Origin of the sequence: Candidatus Sulfotelmatobacter sp. (genome assembly GCA_035498555.1) — a bacterium.
GTDB lineage: Bacteria > Eisenbacteria > RBG-16-71-46 > RBG-16-71-46 > RBG-16-71-46 > DATKAB01.
In genome coordinates, this window is sequence record DATKAB010000118.1 from 1 (window position 1) to 16,328 (window position 16,328).

Consider the following 16,328-nt stretch of genomic DNA (forward strand, 5'->3'; position numbering starts at 1 on the left):
TCTACGACGCGGTCTACAACGCCGGCAATTCGCACTGCGTGTTCGCCGAGCAGTGCTGGTGGGGCGCCAACAACGGCCCCAACGACCCGAGCGCGACCCCCGACGTCTGCAACGCCAGCGTGGGCCCGACCAACCTCGGCAACGGTGATCCGGTGACCAACAATGTCGACTACACCAATTTCGCCACCAATGGGCTGATCAACCCGTTGATCGGCGACGTGAGCCTGAACGGCCGGGTGCTGGCCTACGACGCTTCGCTCATCTATCAGTCGCTGGTGTCGCTGATTACGCTCAATCCGCTCCAGACCACGCTCGCCGACGTGACCGGCAACGGCACCGTGACCGGGCTCGACGGCTCGACGATCCTGCAATGGGTGGCTGGCCTGATTCGCGCGTTCCCGGCCAATTTCAATCGCGCCGGTCACGTGCGTCCCGACGCGCTGGCGCCGGCGATCAACGTCTCGGAGCCCGGTACGTTCCATCTCTCGCTCGGCGATCCCGAGCAAATCGGTGGTGAGTGGCGCGTGCCGGTGATCGCCGACGGAAGCGCGCCGATCTTCGCCCTCGAGCTGAGGCTCACGGGCGCGGGCGCCGCGTCGTTGTCCGGTTTCGACCCGGCCGACGGCGGACGAGTGATGGAAGCGAACAACGTGAAGGACGGCGAAGGCCTGGTGGCCATGGGTGCCGCCGAAGCGCTGACGCCAGGAGTGATCGGAACGCTTCGCTTCACCCCCGCCGGCGCCTGGCAGGCGCCGCAACTCGCCTGGGGGCGCGTCAACGAAACCGTGATCGGCCCGGCGTCCCCGCCGGCGCAGCTGGTGCCGAGCTTCACCTCGCTCGCGCTCCCGCGCCCGAATCCGGCGCGGCGATCGGTGGCGTTCCAGCTCGGCATCGCGGCCAACGAGGCCGGCCAGCCGGCTTCGGTCGAGATCGTGGACGTGAGTGGGCGCCGCGTGCGCTCGCTCTCGAGCGGGGCGCTCGGCGCGGGAGTGCATCCGCTTTCGTGGGATCTGACCGATCAGCGAGGAGCGCCGGTCCGGGCCGGGATCTATCTGGTGCGCGCGCACGTGGGTAGGTTCGACGCCGTCCATCGAATCGCGGTCGTCCGCTGACGCGGGCCGGGAGCGGACCATGAAGACGCTTCGACGATTTCGATTGAGCCACGCGCTCGGTGCGCTCGCCCTGCTGGCGGCCGCGTCGCCCGCCTGGGCGGTGCGGACCACGCTCGACAACACGGTCTCGGGCTACGCCGGCCAGACCGTGCTCGTCAATCTCACCACCACGTCGCTGACCGGGCTCAATGTGCGTTCGTTCCAGTTCGACGTGACCTACAACGCCAGCGTCGTGACCGCAACCGCGGTGGTGGACAGCGGATCGATCGCGGGCACCGCCGGCTGGGGGGACGCGACCTTCAGCGTGACGCCCGGCCATCTGTTCGTCAGCCACGCTGGCTCCAACGCGCTCACCGGGTCGGGGACGCTGCTGCAGATCCGGTTCGTGATCAATCCCTCACTGATCAACGGCAGCGGCACCGGTCTCAATTTCGGCTCGTTCCTCTTCAACGAAGGGACGCCCGCGGATACGACCGTGAACGGCTACATCAACGTGCTCCCCATCCCGGTGATCACGGTGAGCCCGAACACCGGCGAAATCATTCGCGGGCAGACGCTGCAGTTCAACGTCTCGGGCAGCGTGACCACGCCGGTCACCTGGGGCACCACCGACGCCTCGATCGCCACCATCGTCAGCAATGGCACGCTCACCGGGCTCATGACCGGGGTCGCGCCGGGCTCAGTGCGGGTTTTCGCGGTGGACGCGGCGAGCCGCCGCGACACCACCGATCAGACCGTGCAGGTGCGCGGCATGGGGGTGACGGCGGGCAACGCTGCGGTCACGGTCGGCCAGAGCTTCGTCATCCCGGTCACGGTGACCAGCCTCAACGGTCTCGGGGTGCGCTCCGGCCAGTTCACCTTCTCGTTCAACGGCTCGCTCTTCTCAGTGACCGGAGTCAACGTGCCCAACACCGCGCTGCTGTACAACTATGGTCCGGTCTCGTTCTCTTCGTCGACCGGCGCCTGCACGGTGGCATTCGCGGGCACCACCAGCCTCACCGGTTCGGGCGAGCTGTTCGAACTCCAGTGCCTGGCCTCGAGCGCGTCCAGTGGCGCGACCGGGATCAACTTCGGCACCGCGCTGTTCAACGAGGACCTGATCGCGAAGCCCACCAGCGGCGTGGTCAGCGTGAACGCTTTGCCGGCGATCACGGTATCGCCCGAAGCCGTGACGCTGTTCGACGGCCAGACCCAGAACTTCACCGTGAGTGGTCCGGCCGTGCCGCCGATCACCTGGAGCACGCTCGACTCCACCGTCGCGACCATCAATGCCACCGGAAAACTCACCGCCGTGGGAGGCGGCGTCACCCGGGTCAAGGCGATGGACTCGGTGGGCAACTTCGACCTCAACACCTCGGTCACGGTCTACGACTGCAAGCTCACCGTGAACGGCGCCACCGGGCCACCGGGCGGCACGGTCCGCGTCGAGCTCCAGTCGGACCGCGATCTGTCGCCGCTCGGGATCTATTCGGCGCAGTACACGCTGCTCGCGAATCCGACCAACGTCACCCAGATGAAGGCCGATCCCGGCGGCCTGATCGGCGGCTGGTCGCCCGGCAATCTCGCCTACGGGAATCCCGGCGGGGCGAGCCTCAACGTCGCGGCGGCTGGCGCGACGCCGCTCGGAAGCGGCACTGCGCTGCAGGTGGTGGACGTGACGATCTCGCCTTCGGCGACGCTCGGCACCGTCATCCCGCTGACGCTCAGCAATCTGATCTTCAACGAAGGCCGTCCGGTGGCGCAGATCGTGAACGGCAGCATCACCGTCCAGTCCAATAGCGGCATCGTCGCCGGGAACGAGCTGGCGTTCGCGCTCGATCCCCCGGAGCCCAATCCAACGCGAGGCTCGACCGTGCTGCGATTCGCGTTGCCGCGAGGCGGTCCCGAAGGCGCGCGCATGGTGCTCGCCGTGCACGGGCTCGACGGGCGGCGCGTGCGCACGCTGGTGGACGGCGTCTGGCCGGCGGGAATCCACGAGGTGCGCTGGGACGGACGCGGAGACGCGGGCAGCGAAACCCCGCCCGGCATGTACTTCCTGAGGCTCGACTGGGCCGGCCAGCGGCTCACGCGCCGCCTGGTTCGGGTGAGGTAGGCGGCGTGTCTCGACCGGGCTTGCGCCACCGCCGCGGGCGCCGACCGGGCCGCGCCTGGCTCGCCTCGGCGGGCCTCGCGACGCTTCTTGCCGCGGGAGTCTCGCGCGCCGCCCCGCCGATCCACGTCAACCTGCCGACCATCGCGGCGCCGCCCGGCGCCACGGTGTTGATCCCGATTACCGTGGATCAGAGCCTCGCTCCCTACAACGTCACCTCGATCGGCTACCAGCTCACGCTCGATCCCAGCCGGATCTCGGGCGCGAGCTTTAGTCTCGGGAGCGGATTGATGGCGACCTGGGGCACGCCGTTCAGCAACGCCACGCCCACCGTCGCGGCCTCGCTGGCGGTGGGTTTCGCGCCGCTCGGCTCGAGCGCCACGCTGATCCAGGACCTGCTGCTCACGGTGAGCGCCTCGGCTCCGATTGGAGCCAACATTCCGCTCGCGTTCCGGTCGTTCACGCTGAACGATGGATCGCCCGCGGTGGTGCTGGGCACGGGCGCGATCCAGGTGAGCAACGCGGCGGGGGTCGAAGGCAGCGCCGGCGCCGCACTGGCGCTGGGCGCACCGTCGCCCAACCCGATGCGTTCGGAGGCCCGCTTCGCGCTCTGGATTCCGGACGGCGGACCGGCGGCGCGCACCCGCGTCGCGGTGCTCGACGTCTCGGGCCGGCGCATTCGCGAGCTGGCCGATGCGGCGCTGCCGGCCGGCCGGTTCGATCTGAGCTGGGACGGTCGCGACGCGGGCGGCGCGACGGTCGCCGCCGGCGCCTACTGGCTCGATCTCGAGCGCGGCGGTGTCCACCGGCGGCAGCGACTGGTGGTCCTGCGTTGAGTCGCGGCCGCGTCGCTCGGCTGGACGGAGCGAACCAGCGTCGTTAACGTGCGCGCGCCGACGCGCCGCGCGAGCCCACCGTTCGCGGCTGCTCGTCCGCTTCGGAGAACTCGTGCCTGTGCCGACGGATCGCCAGCGCATCACCCTCGCCACCTTCAATCGCGACAAGGTGCGCGAGCTGCGCGAGCTGCTGGCGCGGTTCCCGGTCGAGGTGGTGGGCTTCTACGAGATTCCCGGCGCCCGGGCCGCGCCCGAGGCCGGGCGCACGGTGCGCGAGAACGCGCTCGAGAAGGCGCGCGCCGCGTTCGATCTCACCGGCGACACCAGCATCGCCGACGACACTGCGCTCGAGGTGGATGCGCTCGGCGGCAAGCCTGGCATCTACGCCGCGCGCTTCGCGGGCCCGGGCGCCAGCTACTCCGACAACGTGCGCCGGCTGCTCGACGTCATGGAGGGCCATGCGCCGCAACACCGGCAGGCGCGCTTTCGCACCGCCTGCGTCGCATGTATGAAGGATGGTCGCGAGCTGATTGCCGAGGGAGTGCTCGAAGGCCGCATCACCCAGGCGCCGCGCGGGAGGAACGGCTTTGGCTACGACGCGATCTTCGAGGTGGCAGGTCAGGGGCGCACCCTGGCCGAGATGGACGGGGCTGAGAAGAACGCGATCTCGCACCGGGCGAAGGCGATGCGCGAGCTGATCCGGATGATGGACCTGGCGGCGAAGGAATAGGTTGTGCGGCGAAGAATGTTGACGGCCGGATCGGGATTGTGCCGATCCCGCCAGTTCGTTTCGGCCAGGCCGCCAACTTGAGCGAGTGATTGGCGCTGTTTCGGACCTCGGCCCGCCCTTGCGCTCGCTAGACTTCTCCCAGCCGGTGAAGGCGGATCGTATTCGTAGTTCCGGATACGCCCGGCGGCGTGCCGGCCACGATCACCACCGCTTCGCCGCGCGCGGCACGGCCCAGCTCGAGCATCGCGCGGTCCACCTGCGCCACCATCTCGTCGGTGTGCGAGACGCTCGGCACCACGAACGTCTCGACGCCCCAGGTGAGCGCGAGCTGGCTGCGCACCGCCGGCTCGGTGGTGAAGGCGAGCAGTGGCGTCGAGGGGCGATGACTCGCCAGCCTTCGCGCGGTGGCGCCGGTGTGGGTGAACGCCACCAGCGCGCGCGCGCCGACGTCTTCCGCGAGCCGTGAGGCGGCCGCGGCCAGCGCTCCCTGCGGCCCGCCGGCGTGCGGGCCGCGACGCTCCACCAGGTGCGAGGGACGGCTTTCGGCGGCCAGAATGATGCGCGCCATGGTCGAAACGGCTTCCAGCGGATGCGCGCCGACGCTGGTTTCGCCCGACAGCATCAGCGCGTCGGCGCCGTCGAGGACGGCGTTGGCGACATCCGACGCCTCCGCTCGCGTCGGGCGCGCGTGCTCGATCATGGACTCGAGCATCTGCGTCGCGACGATCACCGGCTTGCCACGCTCGCGCGCCAGATGCACGGCGCGCTTCTGCACCAGCGGCACTTCCTCGAGCGGCATCTCGACGCCCAGGTCGCCGCGAGCCACCATCAGGCCGTCGAACGCCTCGAGAACCGCCTCGAGCCGCGCCACCGCCTCGGGCTTTTCGAGCTTGGCGATCACCGGCAGCGGCGCGTTGGCCGCGGCCATTTCGCGCCGCACCTCCTCGACGTCGCCCGGGCTGCGCACGAACGACAGCGCGATCAGATCGGCGCGCAGCGAGAGCGCGAAGCGCAGATCCTCGCGATCCTTCTCGGTGAGCGCCGGCGCGCTCACCGCCACGCCCGGCAGATTGAGCCCCTTGTGATCGGACACGCGGCCGCCCTCGATCACGCGCGTGCGCACCTCCCGGCCATCGCTGGCCAGCACCTCGAGCCGAATCGCGCCGTCGTTGACGAGCAACGTGTCGCCGGGGTGGACGTCGCGCGCCAGCTCGGCATAGGTGGTCGAGGCGCGCGTGGCCGTGCCGATCGCCGGCTCGGTGGTGATCACGAACTCGGCGCCGTTCTCGAGCCGGGCCTCGCCGCCCTCGAACTCGCCGAGTCGGATCTTGGGGCCCTGGAGATCCACCATCACCGCCACCGCGCGGCCGGCGGCGTCGGAGGCGGCGCGGACCGCCTGGTAGACGGCCTGGTGCTCCTCGCGAGTACCGTGCGAGAGATTGAGGCGCGCGACATCCATGCCGGCGTCCACCAGCGCCCGCACGGCTGCGGGACTCTGGGTGGCGGGACCCAGGGTGCAGACGATCTTGGCTCGGCGGCTCACGGGGCGGGACGCAGGTGTTGGATGGGGTGGATGACGGGGTTCGAACCCGCGACACCTGGAGCCACAGTCCAGTGCTCTACCAGCTGAGCTACATCCACCACCACTCCGTGACGCCCGCGCGCGATGCGAGTGCGAAATGGCGCGCCTGGAGGGAATCGAACCCCCGACCGGCGGATTAGAAATCCGCTGCTCTATCCATCTGAGCTACAGGCGCAGGTTCGTCTCAGGCGTCGCGACTCGTACGCGCGGCAGGCAAAAAAAGTCGGGGCGAGAGGATTTGAACCTCCGACTCCCTGCTCCCAAAGCAGGTGCGCTACCGGGCTGCGCCACGCCCCGGTTGGATCCACATGACAACGGCCGAAGCAGACTAGCGACCGCGCCGGGGGAGCGTCAAACGCGGCCGGGGTTTGGCGGTGGACGAAGCCGGGGGGCCGGCGTATTCTTGCCGCAATCGATGCCCCGCCCCCAAGGGTCAGGGGCCCCTCCGGAGAATCCTTCATGAGCGTCAACAAGGTGATCCTGGTCGGCAATCTCGGCCAGAACCCCGAAATGCGTTACACGCAGGGCGGCCAGCCGGTCGCCAACATGCGGCTCGCCACCACCGAGCGCTACACCGACAAGAGCGGCCAGAAGCAGGAACAGACCGAATGGCACACCGTGGTCGCCTTCGGCCGCCTCGCCGAGATCTGCGGCCAGTACCTCACCAAGGGCCGGCAGATCTACATCGAGGGCCGCATTCGCACGCGCCAGTGGCAGGATCAGCAAGGCCAGAAGCGCTACACCACCGAGATCATCGCGAACACCATGCAGATGCTGGGTGGGCGTGGCGAGCGCAGTGAGGCGGGCGCGCCGGCTGCGGCGGGCGCGACGGTTCCGGCCGACGAGAACATTCCGGGAGAGTTCGGCGGCGGTCCCGACGACGACATTCCGTTCTGATCGAAGTGGCGCCTCCGGTGATTGCGCCGGCGGATCCCGGCTCGTCCGGTCGCTCCGCCTGCGGGTCATCCCCCCGTCGGAGGCGCCATCTACTTGCCGGCGGCAGCATCCAATGCCGCGGTTGGCGTGGGGGCGCACAGGTCTCGACGGGGGTCGAGAACCAGGAAGTGCAGGCCGGGGACCCGTGACCTCGTCAAAAAAGCGGGACCATTCATCTGCCAACGAGCAGATGGCTCTCGCTGCCTAACTAACCCTTAGGTAGCGACGACCGCCCGGACCCCGCCTGTGGGGGCTGGATGCGGTCGTCATACAAACGCAGGCTGGTCGGAGGCCCTCGCTCGTGGGCCGAAGACGAGATCCAATCGAGCTGGTGCGCGAACGATCCCGCCGGTCGGAGCGGGCGCGCGCGAGATTCAAACGGCCGGACACGCCTGTAGGACTCCCTGGGGAACGGCTTTCGGACGCGGGTTCGATTCCCGCCGCCTCCACCATACCCCCAAAGAATCCCCGCTTTTTTCGCTTGCAGGAGCGAGGTCGGGTGACTACCCTGCCGCGTTCCGTGAAACCGGTCTTGAGCTCCCTTCGGGGCCGTCTGAACGAGATTCGCTCGCGAATCTCGCGGGCCGCGGCCCGGGCGGGCCGGAGCCCCGGCGACGTGATCCTGATCGCGGTCACCAAGACCGTGCCGCCGGCCACCGTGGCGGAGGCCATCGCGCTGGGGCTCACGGATCTGGGCGAGAACCGGGTGCAGGAGGCCGAGGCGAAGATTCGGCTGCTGGGCTCCACGGTGCGCTGGCACCTGATCGGCCACCTCCAGCGCAACAAGGCCGGAAAGGCGGTCGAGCTGTTCGAGCGCGTGCATTCGGTGGATGATGTCGAGCTGGCCGTGACGCTGGATCGCCGGGCGGCGGCCGCCAGGCGGCGCTTGCCGGTGCTGATCGAGGTGAACGTGAGCGGCGAGCCGTCGAAGTTCGGAGTGGCTCCCGAGGGGCTTGAGGAACTGGTGGGACGGGTGGCGAGCATGCCGTCACTGAGCCTCGACGGGCTGATGACCGTGGGCGCCCCGGTGGCGCGCCCCGAGGACGCGCGCGAGGGATTCGAGCGCCTGCGGTGGCTGCGCGATCGCGCGAGCGAGCGCACCGGGGTGGCGCTTCCGCACCTGTCGATGGGCATGAGCGGGGACTTCGAAGTGGCGATCGAGTCCGGCAGCACGATGGTGCGGCTGGGCACCGCGTTGTTCGGGCCGCGCGACGCGGAAGGATGAGGCGGACCCGATGTTCGTGATCGGGAATCTGTTGAGGGCGATCGCCACGATCCTCGAGATCGTGATCAACGGTCTCCTGGTCGTGGTGTTCATCAACGCGTTGTTGTCGTGGGTGCGGCCGGATCCGCACAACCCGATCGTTCAGTTTCTCGAGCGGGTCTCGGATCTGGTGTGCGCGCCGATCCGGCGGTTGTTCCCGACCACGATCGGCGGCATCGACTTCGCGCCGTTCCTCGCGATGCTGGCGCTGTGGTTCATCAAGATGTTCGTGGTGGCGACGCTACGCGACATCTCGATCCGAATGGGGTGACGAGGCTGGCGCTCCACGTGCATCCAGGCGCCAGGCGCTCGGCGCTCAGGGGCTGGCGCGCCGATGGAGCGCTGCAACTCTCCGTCACCGCGCCGGCCGAGGCGGGGCGCGCGAACCGCGCGGCGCTCGAGCTGCTCGCCGAGGCGCTGGGCGTGCGGGTGGCGCAGCTGAGGCTGGTGCGGGGCGCGTCGGCGCGCGGGAAGATGGTGGAGCTGGACGGAGTGGATGCCGACGAGGCACGGCGCCGGCTCGACGCGGCGCTGAGCCGACGGGCGGGAAAGGGATCGCATGGCGAGTGAGCTGATGACCCGAATCGAGGAGGCCGCGGCGGCGGTGCGCAAGCGCTGCGCGCTCGCGCCCGAGGTCGGCGTCATCCTCGGCACCGGGCTGGGCGACTTTGCTCATGCGCTCGAGCTCGCGGCGGCGATTCCGTATCGCGAGATCCCGCACTTTCCGGTCTCGACGGTCGAGAGTCACGCCGGCGAGCTGCACCTGGGCCAGCTCTCGGGCCGGAGCGTCGCGGTGATGAAGGGGCGCGTCCACTACTACGAGGGCTACAGCATGCAGCAGGTGGCGTTCCCGGTGCGCGTGCTGAAGGCGCTCGGCTGCCAGACGCTGATCATCACCAATTCGGTGGGCGGCATGAATCCGAACTTTCCGCCCGGCACCATCACCATCACCACCGATCACATCAATCTGATGGGCGACAATCCGCTGATCGGCCCGAACGACGAATCCATGGGCCCTCGCTTCCCCGATATGAGCGAACCGTACTCGCGCGCGCTGGTCGCGCTGTGCGAGCAGGTGGCGCTCGAGCAGAAGCAGCGCCTCGAGCGCGCGGTGTTCGTGGGCGTCGCCGGCCCCAATCTCGAAACCGCCGCCGAGTACCGCTTCCTGCGCTGGGTCGGCGCCGACGTCGTTGGCATGTCGCTGGTGCCCGAAAACCTGGTGGCGGTGCATGGCGGCCAGCGCGTGCTCGCGCTGAACGTCGTCACCGACGCCTGTCTCCCCGACAACCTGAAACCGGTCGACATTCCGGAGATCCTCGCCGTGGCCGGGCGCGCCGCGCCCGCGCTCATGCGCCTGGTCTCCGAAGTGATTCGCCGGCTCGATTGACGTCCGCGACGCGCGGATCGTTTCCAACCCGGAGGTTCAGAATGGCGACCACCAGCTCCCGCCGTAGCGTTCGCTCGAAGTCGGCCCGGCCCAAGGCCGCGAAGCCCGGCAAGGCGGCGAAGCGGGCCGCGCCCAAGAAGGCGGGGGCGGGACAGCCCGCGAAGCGGGGTCCCGCGCCTCCGAAGTCGAGGCTCGTGGCCAAGCCGGCCAAGGCGGCCAAGCCCCTCAAGGCGATACCGACCAAGGCCGCCAAGGCGCCGCCGGTCAAGGCCGGAAAGACGGTCCCCCAGAAGGGCGGGAAGCCCGCGAAGGGCGCGCCACCGGTGGTGCGTCCGCTCGGCGTGCTGCCGCCCGAGTCGCGCGCGCGCATCCACGAGAAGGCGGCCGCCGCGCCGCCGCGCCCGCGTCCCTCCGTTCCCGCCCCACCCTCGCGCATGACACCTCAGGGAGCCCAACGCGTGACCGAAAAGGACCTGAAGTTCTTCGAAGAGCGTCTGCTTGCCGAGCGCCAGAAGCTGCTCAAGGACATGGGCCACCTCGAGACCACCGTGCTCAAGGTCAACCAGCGGGACAGCTCCGGGGATCTCTCCGGCTACTCGTTCCACATGGCCGATGCCGGCACCGACGCCATGGAGCGCGAGAAAGCGTTCATGTTCGCCTCGGCCGAGGGGCGAATCCTGATGGAGATCGATGACGCGCTGCGCCGGCTCTACAAGGGCGAGTACGGCATGTGCGAGATCTGCGGCAATCCGATCGCGCGCGCGCGCCTCGAGGCCATGCCTTACGCGCGTCTGTGCGTGTCGTGCAAGGAAAAGGAGGAGCGCCAGAGCCGCGGAGCGGCGCAGAATCAGAATCAGGGGCCGGGGACGGGCACGGGAGCGCAATGAAGCGGGTCGTCGCGCTGTTGGCGATCGCCGGCGGCGTGCTCGCGTGCGACCAGTGGACCAAGCATCTGGCGACCGCCCATCTCGCCGGACGCCCGCCGGTCCGCTTGATCGGCGACTATGTCCAGCTCACCTACGCGCTCAACTCGGGCGTGGCCTTCAGCCTCGGCGCCGGAAGCCGCTTCCCGTTCTATCTGTTCTCGATCGCCGCGGCGCTCGTCATCCTGTGGCTATTCGCAAGAGGCCGGGTGCCACGGCAGGGACAACAGTTCGCGCTGGCGTTGATCCTGGGCGGCGCGCTCGGCAACCTGGTGGATCGCGTGAGCTCGGGTCTCGTCGTGGACTTCGTCGAACTGGGGATCGGGCGCTTTCACTGGCCGGTGTTCAATCTCGCCGACTCCGCCGTGACCGTCGGCGTCGCGCTGTTCATTCTGACCGGCGGCTCGAATCCTCCCGCGCGCACCGTGAACGCGAGCGAGCCGGCCACGCTGCCCTCGCCCGGACCGCTCTCCTCCTCCGATGACCTCGAAGACGCTCGATCTGTCGGTGACGCCGGCGCACGCGGGGGAGCGGTTGGACCGCTTCCTGGCGACGGCGCAGGCCGACCTCTCTCGTAGCCGCGTGCAGGCGCTGATCCGGGACGGGCTCTGCCGGGTCAACGGGCGCGCCGCGACCGCGTCGCGCAAGTTGCGCTCCGGGGATCGCGTGAGCCTCGCCGTTCCGGAGCGCGGGAAGCCGGCGCTCGCCCCCGAGGCGCTGCCGCTCGAAATCGTCTTCGAGGACCCGGACCTGATCGTGGTCGACAAGCCGGCCGGCATGGTGGTCCATCCGGGCGCCGGGGTCCCGGCCGGTACCCTGGTCAACGCCCTGCTCCATCACGACCCGTCGATCGCCGGCGTGGGCGGTTCGGGCCGCCCCGGAATCGTCCACCGACTCGACAAGGACACCTCCGGCCTGATGGTGGTGGCGCGCTCCGCGCGCGCCTACCGCACTCTGGTCGAGGCCCTGCACGATCGCCACGTCCGGCGCGTCTACCACGCGCTGATCTGGGGCGAGCCGCGGAGCGATTCCGGCACGATTTCGGGCGCGATCGGCCGCGATCCCCGGCAGCGCCAGCGCATGGCCATGGTCAAGCGCGGCGGCAAACCGGCCGTTACCCACTGGAGGGTGCTGGAGCGCTTCGGGCCGGCGACGCTGCTGGAGGTGACGCTGGGGACGGGGAGAACGCATCAAATACGAGTGCATCTGGCGCACGAGGGGCACGCCGTGGTGGGCGATCCGGTCTATGGTGGGCGTGTCAAAAAGCTGTTGAGCCTCGACGAGGCCCAGCGTAGCCTCGCTGCGGCCTTGCTCGAGTGCCTGCATCGCCAGGCGCTCCATGCGGCCGCGCTGGAACTGGAACATCCGGTGGACGGCCGCGCCCTGAAGTTTGCCTCCGCCTGGCCTTCCGATTTCGCCGCGGCCGTGGACCATCTGCGGATGTTCCGCGACCACCGACCGGGTTGAGATTCGAACCATGTCCAAACCTCTGCTGGGCCCCGAAATCATCAGCGTGCGGATCCCGAGCCGGCTCGACCTGCTGGGCGTCCTGGATCACGTGGCCCAGTCCATCTGCGAGCGGCTGGAGCTGCCGGGAGACGAGAGCTCCAAGATCTCGATGTCGGTGATCGAGGCCGGCACCAATGCCATCCAGCACGGTCACCAGCGCGACGCCAGCAAGCCGGTGGACACCGATTTCATCGTCTATCCCGACCGCATCGAGATCACGGTGCTCGACACCGGCCCGGGTTTCGACATCAGCCGAGTGAACGGCGACATCACTTCGCCGGAGCACCTGCTCGACCTGCGCGGCCGCGGCATCTTCATCATGCGCCAGTGCATGGACTCGGTGGAGTTCGAGTTCGACAAGCGCGGCACCCTCTGCCGCCTGATCAAGTTCCGCCCGCCCGTCGCCCGCGCCGCGGGGCAGTGAGGATGCCGCGAGTGCTCGCGGTGGACTGGGGCGAGCGGCGCGTCGGCCTCGCGGTCAGCGATCCCACCGGGCTGCTGGCGACCGGGCTCCCGACGCTCAAGGTGAATGGTCGCGAGGAGGCGGTGCGGGGTGTGACCAGGGTCGCGATCGATCAGGAGGCGGAGCGCGTGGTGGTCGGCCTTCCGCTGCTGCTGTCCGGCGAAAAGGGCGAAGCGGCGATGCGCGCCGAAGCGTTCGCGGCCGCGCTGCGGAGGTCGCTCGAGATTCCGGTGGATACCTGCGACGAGCGCCTGACCACGGCGCTGAGCGCGCGCCGGCTGCACGAGACCGGCATGCGCGGGGCGCGCGCGCGGGCGAAGCTCGACCAGGGCGCGGCGGTCGCGCTGCTCGAGACGTATCTGGAGAAGTTGCGCCATGGAGCGGGCGGGGAGCATGAGCCCACCTAGGCCCGGCCACGGTCGATTCCGCCCGCGGCGTTGGGCGCTGATCCTGGCAATCGTCGCGTTCGGCATCGTCGCGTTCGATCTCTTCCTGCCGGCCGGCATGGTGCCGCCGCGCGAGCGGCGGGTCGTGCTGGTTCAGCGTGGCCAGAACCTTCGCGAGATCGCGCAGGAGTTGAAGCGCGTCGGGCTGCTGCGCGGGACCCTCAGCTTCCAGCTCCTCGCGCGGATGCTGCGCATCGATCGCCACATCAAGGCCGGACAGTACTCGTTCCGCCTCGGCACCACGGTGCCCGAGCTGCTCCACCTGTTCGCGCGCGGCATGAGCGGGCTCAACCTGGTCAAGATCCCCGAGGGGCTGACCCTCACCGAGGTCAGCTTGCTGCTGTCGAATCACCTGGGAGTTCCGGCCTCGGCCTTCGATTCGCTCGGGCGCGATCCCCGGTTCCTCGATTCGCTGCGCGTCCCGGCGCCGTCGCTCGAGGGCTATCTCGCGCCGGACAGTTACGAGTTCCTGCCCGGCACCTCGCCCGAGGTGGCGTTTCGCACCATGACGCTGCGCCAGCTCGACATCCTCGAGCGCGCGCGCCAGGATCACGATTCGCTGCCGCTGCCGCTCGCGCCGCTCCAGGCGCTGACGCTGGCCTCGATCGTCGAGTCCGAGGCTCAGGCCAACGAGGAGCGCCCGCGCATCGCGCGCGTCTACCTCAATCGGATGGTGAGGGGCATGAAGTTGCAGGCCGACCCGACCGTGGCCTACAGCCTCGGCATGCAGCCTCGCTCGCGGCTCTACCTGCGCCAGCTCCGCAATGAATCGCCCTACAACACCTACATGATCGACGGGCTCCCGCCCGGGCCGATCTGCAGCCCGGGCCGCGCCAGCATCTTCGCGGTCTACCATCCGTCGCCCAACAGCAAGGAGCTCTACTTCGTGGCCCGCGGCGACGGTCATCATTTCTTCGCCGAGACCTACCAGCAGCACCTCGCCAACATTCGCGCGGTCAGGGCGGTACGCGCCGCCGACGATTCCTCGACGCTGGCGGTCGCCGACAGCGTTGCGCGGCCGAGCCGCGCCACGCATGCGGGCGGCGGCCGGCACAGAGCCGCGAAGAATCACGCGCCCGCGCGGCGCTGAGTGTCGCTGTGCTACGCTCGGCACCTCATGTCGAGTGATCCGCTCGTCCAGATCGGCGAGCCCCGCCCTTCCCATTCCGAAGCCGCCTGGCCCGCCCGGCTGGATCGATTGCGCGCCGAAATCGCGAGAGCCCGGGTGGTGGTGGTGGCGTACTCCGGAGGAGTGGACTCGAGCCTGGTGCTGCGCGTCGCCCACGAAGTGCTTGGCGAAAATGCACATGGCGTGATCGGCCGCTCCGACTCCTATGCCGCCGAGGAGCTGCGGCTCGCAGTCGCCCAGGCCGAAGCGTTCGGCGCGCAGGTTGAAATCGTATCTACCGGTGAGCTGTCCGATCCCAATTTCCGTTCCAATCCGATCCAGCGCTGCTACTTCTGCAAGACCGAGCTGTATCGCGAGCTGGGCGAAGTGGCGGCGCGCGTCGGCGCGACGGCGATCCTCGATGGCACGATCGCCGACGACCTCGCGGACTGGCGGCCGGGGCGGAGGGCCGCGGAGGAGCATCGAGTGAGATCTCCACTCGCCGAGCTGGGTTTCCGCAAGGCCGACGTGCGCGCGGCCGCGGCGCACTACGGGCTCGCGAGCCACGACAAGCCCGCCTCGCCCTGCCTGGCCTCACGCATCCCCTACGGCACCGAGATCACACGCGAGATCCTGTCGAGGATCGAGCGAGGCGAGCAATTGCTGCGTTCACTGGGATTTCGGATCGTGCGCGTGAGGCACCACGGCGACGTCGCGCGCGTCGAGGTGCCGCTCGCCGACCTGCCGAAGCTCGCCTCCGAGCCGGTGAAGTCGCTGGTCGAGTCCGAGCTGATCCGCCTCGGCTACCGCGCCGTGGTCATGGATCCGCGCGGCTTCCGCTCGGGCAGCCTGAACGAAGGCGTGGTGCCGGCATGACCGTGCAATCCGCCCAGAATCCGGGAACCATCCGGACCGGGCCTGGGGTATGGAGAGGTGCGCCCCGTAGGGCGGCGGCACAATGCGATCTTCGCTGGGATCGCCGGTGCCCCGTGGCTCCCGGCCCCGGTCTCGCCGATGGTCCCAGTCCGATCGCAACGACGGCTAGGATGCATCGGCCTTTTGTGTTTCCGCCTGGAGCGGCGAGGAGGGAGACGGAATGAGCACCGGCAGAAGCAGCGTGAAACCCCGCGTTCAGCGGCGCCCGGCCGAAAGCGACCTGGGCTTCAACTGGGGGCGGGCCAATTCATCCCTGCTGGTGTTGGGACTTGCGGTGCTGGCCGCCGGGTATCTGGCGCTGGCCCGGGGGTCCGTCACGCTGGCGCCTGTGCTGCTCGTGCTGGGCTACTGCGGGTTCATTCCGGCGTCCCTTCTGGTCCGCGGGCGGGCAGAGGGTTCGGGCGAATAGCTCAGCTGGCTAGAGCACGTGCCTTACAAGCACGGGGTCACAGGTTCGAGCCCTGTTTCGCCCACCAGCGGGGTGCACGGACGCGCACCTGCCTGTCGCGGCCGGGATTGGAAAGGGCCGCCGGCGACCAGGGGACGCCGGCGGCACCTGGACCCTGCAACAGGCTGGGAGGGTTGAAGCTAAAAAGAGTCTTGACACCCCCCTGAGCGGGATTTTAGACTTTCTCCTGTTTGGAAGACCTTGCTATCGCGCGAATTAACCGCGCCTCACCCAATTTGAGTCGACCGAAAGAGAGATCGATTGAAAGGAGGTGGCTCGCAGCCAGACCTGATTGCTCGCAACTGAGCCTTGCCTTCGATTCAGCAACAGGGTGATTCAATTTTACGGAGGTGCAAATCATGACTGGTTTGGTTCGCAAAGCCACTTTCCTGGTGGCGTGTGGTGTGCTGGTCGCGAGCGCGGCGATGGCGTCCGTGCCGAGCCCGGCCAATTCGACGGTGCCGACCTGCATCAACCTCGTCGGCACGAACGGCACAAGCGCTGACCCGGCTGGCGCGTTCACCGTCACGGTGAAGGACCTGGCCAACGTGCCCATCAA

19 protein-coding genes, 4 tRNA genes and 1 other RNA gene are annotated in these 16,328 nt (G+C 69.1%); 20 read left to right on the forward strand and 4 right to left on the reverse strand.

The window, feature by feature from the left end; genetic code table 11:
- From VMJ70_10285 to rdgB, 4 genes are all read left to right on the forward strand, one after another.
- Window positions 1-1,112, forward strand: a 1,112-nt coding sequence (locus VMJ70_10285; GenBank protein HTO91511.1) for a FlgD immunoglobulin-like domain containing protein, incomplete at its 5' end; no start/stop codon positions are given.
- A 19-nt stretch (window positions 1,113-1,131) separates the two neighbouring features.
- Window positions 1,132-3,204, forward strand: coding sequence for a cohesin domain-containing protein (locus VMJ70_10290; GenBank protein ID HTO91512.1), 2,073 nt, complete (start codon window positions 1,132-1,134; stop codon window positions 3,202-3,204).
- 5 nt (window positions 3,205-3,209) lie between these two features.
- Window positions 3,210-4,037: a FlgD immunoglobulin-like domain containing protein gene (locus VMJ70_10295; GenBank protein ID HTO91513.1), complete on the forward strand. Its 828-nt coding sequence runs from the start codon at window positions 3,210-3,212 to the stop codon at window positions 4,035-4,037.
- A gap of 112 nt (window positions 4,038-4,149) precedes the next feature.
- A complete protein-coding gene (gene rdgB / locus VMJ70_10300) occupies window positions 4,150-4,767 on the forward strand; it encodes an RdgB/HAM1 family non-canonical purine NTP pyrophosphatase (GenBank protein HTO91514.1) in 618 nt (205 codons plus the stop codon).
- A 127-nt stretch (window positions 4,768-4,894) separates the two neighbouring features.
- Here the strand turns inward: rdgB and pyk are convergent, their stop codons facing one another.
- The 4 genes from pyk to VMJ70_10320 all read right to left on the reverse strand — a co-directional run bounded on the left by pyk (window position 4,895) and on the right by VMJ70_10320 (window position 6,646).
- The gene (gene pyk / locus VMJ70_10305) at window positions 4,895-6,310 is read right to left on the reverse strand and encodes a pyruvate kinase (GenBank protein HTO91515.1); all 1,416 of its coding nucleotides are present in this window, start codon (window positions 6,308-6,310) and stop codon (window positions 4,895-4,897) included.
- A 22-nt stretch (window positions 6,311-6,332) separates the two neighbouring features.
- A tRNA-His gene (locus VMJ70_10310) sits at window positions 6,333-6,408 on the reverse strand.
- A gap of 39 nt (window positions 6,409-6,447) precedes the next feature.
- Window positions 6,448-6,524, reverse strand: a tRNA-Arg gene (locus tag VMJ70_10315).
- A 48-nt stretch (window positions 6,525-6,572) separates the two neighbouring features.
- Window positions 6,573-6,646 (reverse strand) — tRNA-Pro (locus VMJ70_10320).
- 162 nt (window positions 6,647-6,808) lie between these two features.
- Here VMJ70_10320 and VMJ70_10325 point away from each other — a divergent pair.
- From VMJ70_10325 to VMJ70_10400, 16 genes are all read left to right on the forward strand, one after another.
- A complete protein-coding gene (locus VMJ70_10325) occupies window positions 6,809-7,246 on the forward strand; it encodes a single-stranded DNA-binding protein (protein HTO91516.1) in 438 nt (145 codons plus the stop codon).
- Window positions 7,247-7,374: 128 nt separating this feature from the next.
- Window positions 7,375-7,737: a transfer-messenger RNA gene (gene ssrA, locus VMJ70_10330) on the forward strand.
- Between the two features lie 68 nt (window positions 7,738-7,805).
- Window positions 7,806-8,510 carry a YggS family pyridoxal phosphate-dependent enzyme gene (locus tag VMJ70_10335; GenBank protein HTO91517.1) on the forward strand — a complete coding sequence of 235 codons (705 nt, stop codon included), beginning with the start codon at window positions 7,806-7,808 and terminating at the stop codon, window positions 8,508-8,510.
- Window positions 8,511-8,520: 10 nt separating this feature from the next.
- Window positions 8,521-8,820, forward strand: a complete 300-nt coding sequence (locus VMJ70_10340; GenBank protein HTO91518.1) for a YggT family protein — start codon at window positions 8,521-8,523, stop codon at window positions 8,818-8,820.
- On the forward strand, window positions 8,817-9,119 hold the full coding sequence (locus tag VMJ70_10345; protein HTO91519.1) for a DUF167 domain-containing protein: 303 nt from the start codon (window positions 8,817-8,819) through the stop codon (window positions 9,117-9,119). Before VMJ70_10340 ends, VMJ70_10345 begins: the two co-directional genes overlap by 4 nt.
- Window positions 9,120-9,123: 4 nt before the next feature.
- Window positions 9,124-9,936, forward strand: a complete 813-nt coding sequence (locus tag VMJ70_10350) for a purine-nucleoside phosphorylase (protein ID HTO91520.1) — start codon at window positions 9,124-9,126, stop codon at window positions 9,934-9,936.
- Between the two features lie 194 nt (window positions 9,937-10,130).
- Window positions 10,131-10,823 (forward strand): TraR/DksA family transcriptional regulator, encoded by a 693-nt coding sequence (locus VMJ70_10355; protein HTO91521.1) that lies wholly within the window; start codon window positions 10,131-10,133, stop codon window positions 10,821-10,823.
- Window positions 10,820-11,437, forward strand: a complete 618-nt coding sequence (gene lspA, locus VMJ70_10360) for a signal peptidase II (protein ID HTO91522.1) — start codon at window positions 10,820-10,822, stop codon at window positions 11,435-11,437. Before VMJ70_10355 ends, lspA begins: the two co-directional genes overlap by 4 nt.
- Window positions 11,340-12,326 (forward strand): RluA family pseudouridine synthase, encoded by a 987-nt coding sequence (locus tag VMJ70_10365; protein HTO91523.1) that lies wholly within the window; start codon window positions 11,340-11,342, stop codon window positions 12,324-12,326. The genes lspA and VMJ70_10365 overlap by 98 nt, the downstream gene beginning before the upstream one ends.
- A 10-nt stretch (window positions 12,327-12,336) precedes the next feature.
- Window positions 12,337-12,792 carry an ATP-binding protein gene (locus VMJ70_10370; GenBank protein ID HTO91524.1) on the forward strand — a complete coding sequence of 152 codons (456 nt, stop codon included), beginning with the start codon at window positions 12,337-12,339 and terminating at the stop codon, window positions 12,790-12,792.
- Window positions 12,793-12,803: 11 nt separating this feature from the next.
- Window positions 12,804-13,238, forward strand: coding sequence for a Holliday junction resolvase RuvX (gene ruvX, locus VMJ70_10375; protein HTO91525.1), 435 nt, complete (start codon window positions 12,804-12,806; stop codon window positions 13,236-13,238).
- Window positions 13,225-14,367: an endolytic transglycosylase MltG gene (gene mltG / locus VMJ70_10380; protein HTO91526.1), complete on the forward strand. Its 1,143-nt coding sequence runs from the start codon at window positions 13,225-13,227 to the stop codon at window positions 14,365-14,367. The genes ruvX and mltG overlap by 14 nt, the downstream gene beginning before the upstream one ends.
- Window positions 14,368-14,394: 27 nt before the next feature.
- On the forward strand, window positions 14,395-15,261 hold the full coding sequence (gene larE / locus VMJ70_10385; GenBank protein HTO91527.1) for an ATP-dependent sacrificial sulfur transferase LarE: 867 nt from the start codon (window positions 14,395-14,397) through the stop codon (window positions 15,259-15,261).
- A 220-nt stretch (window positions 15,262-15,481) separates the two neighbouring features.
- Window positions 15,482-15,730, forward strand: coding sequence for a hypothetical protein (locus tag VMJ70_10390; protein HTO91528.1), 249 nt, complete (start codon window positions 15,482-15,484; stop codon window positions 15,728-15,730).
- A tRNA-Val gene (locus tag VMJ70_10395) sits at window positions 15,721-15,797 on the forward strand. Before VMJ70_10390 ends, VMJ70_10395 begins: the two co-directional genes overlap by 10 nt.
- A 331-nt stretch (window positions 15,798-16,128) precedes the next feature.
- The coding region (locus VMJ70_10400; protein HTO91529.1) for a hypothetical protein at window positions 16,129-16,328 on the forward strand (200 nt) is incomplete at its 3' end.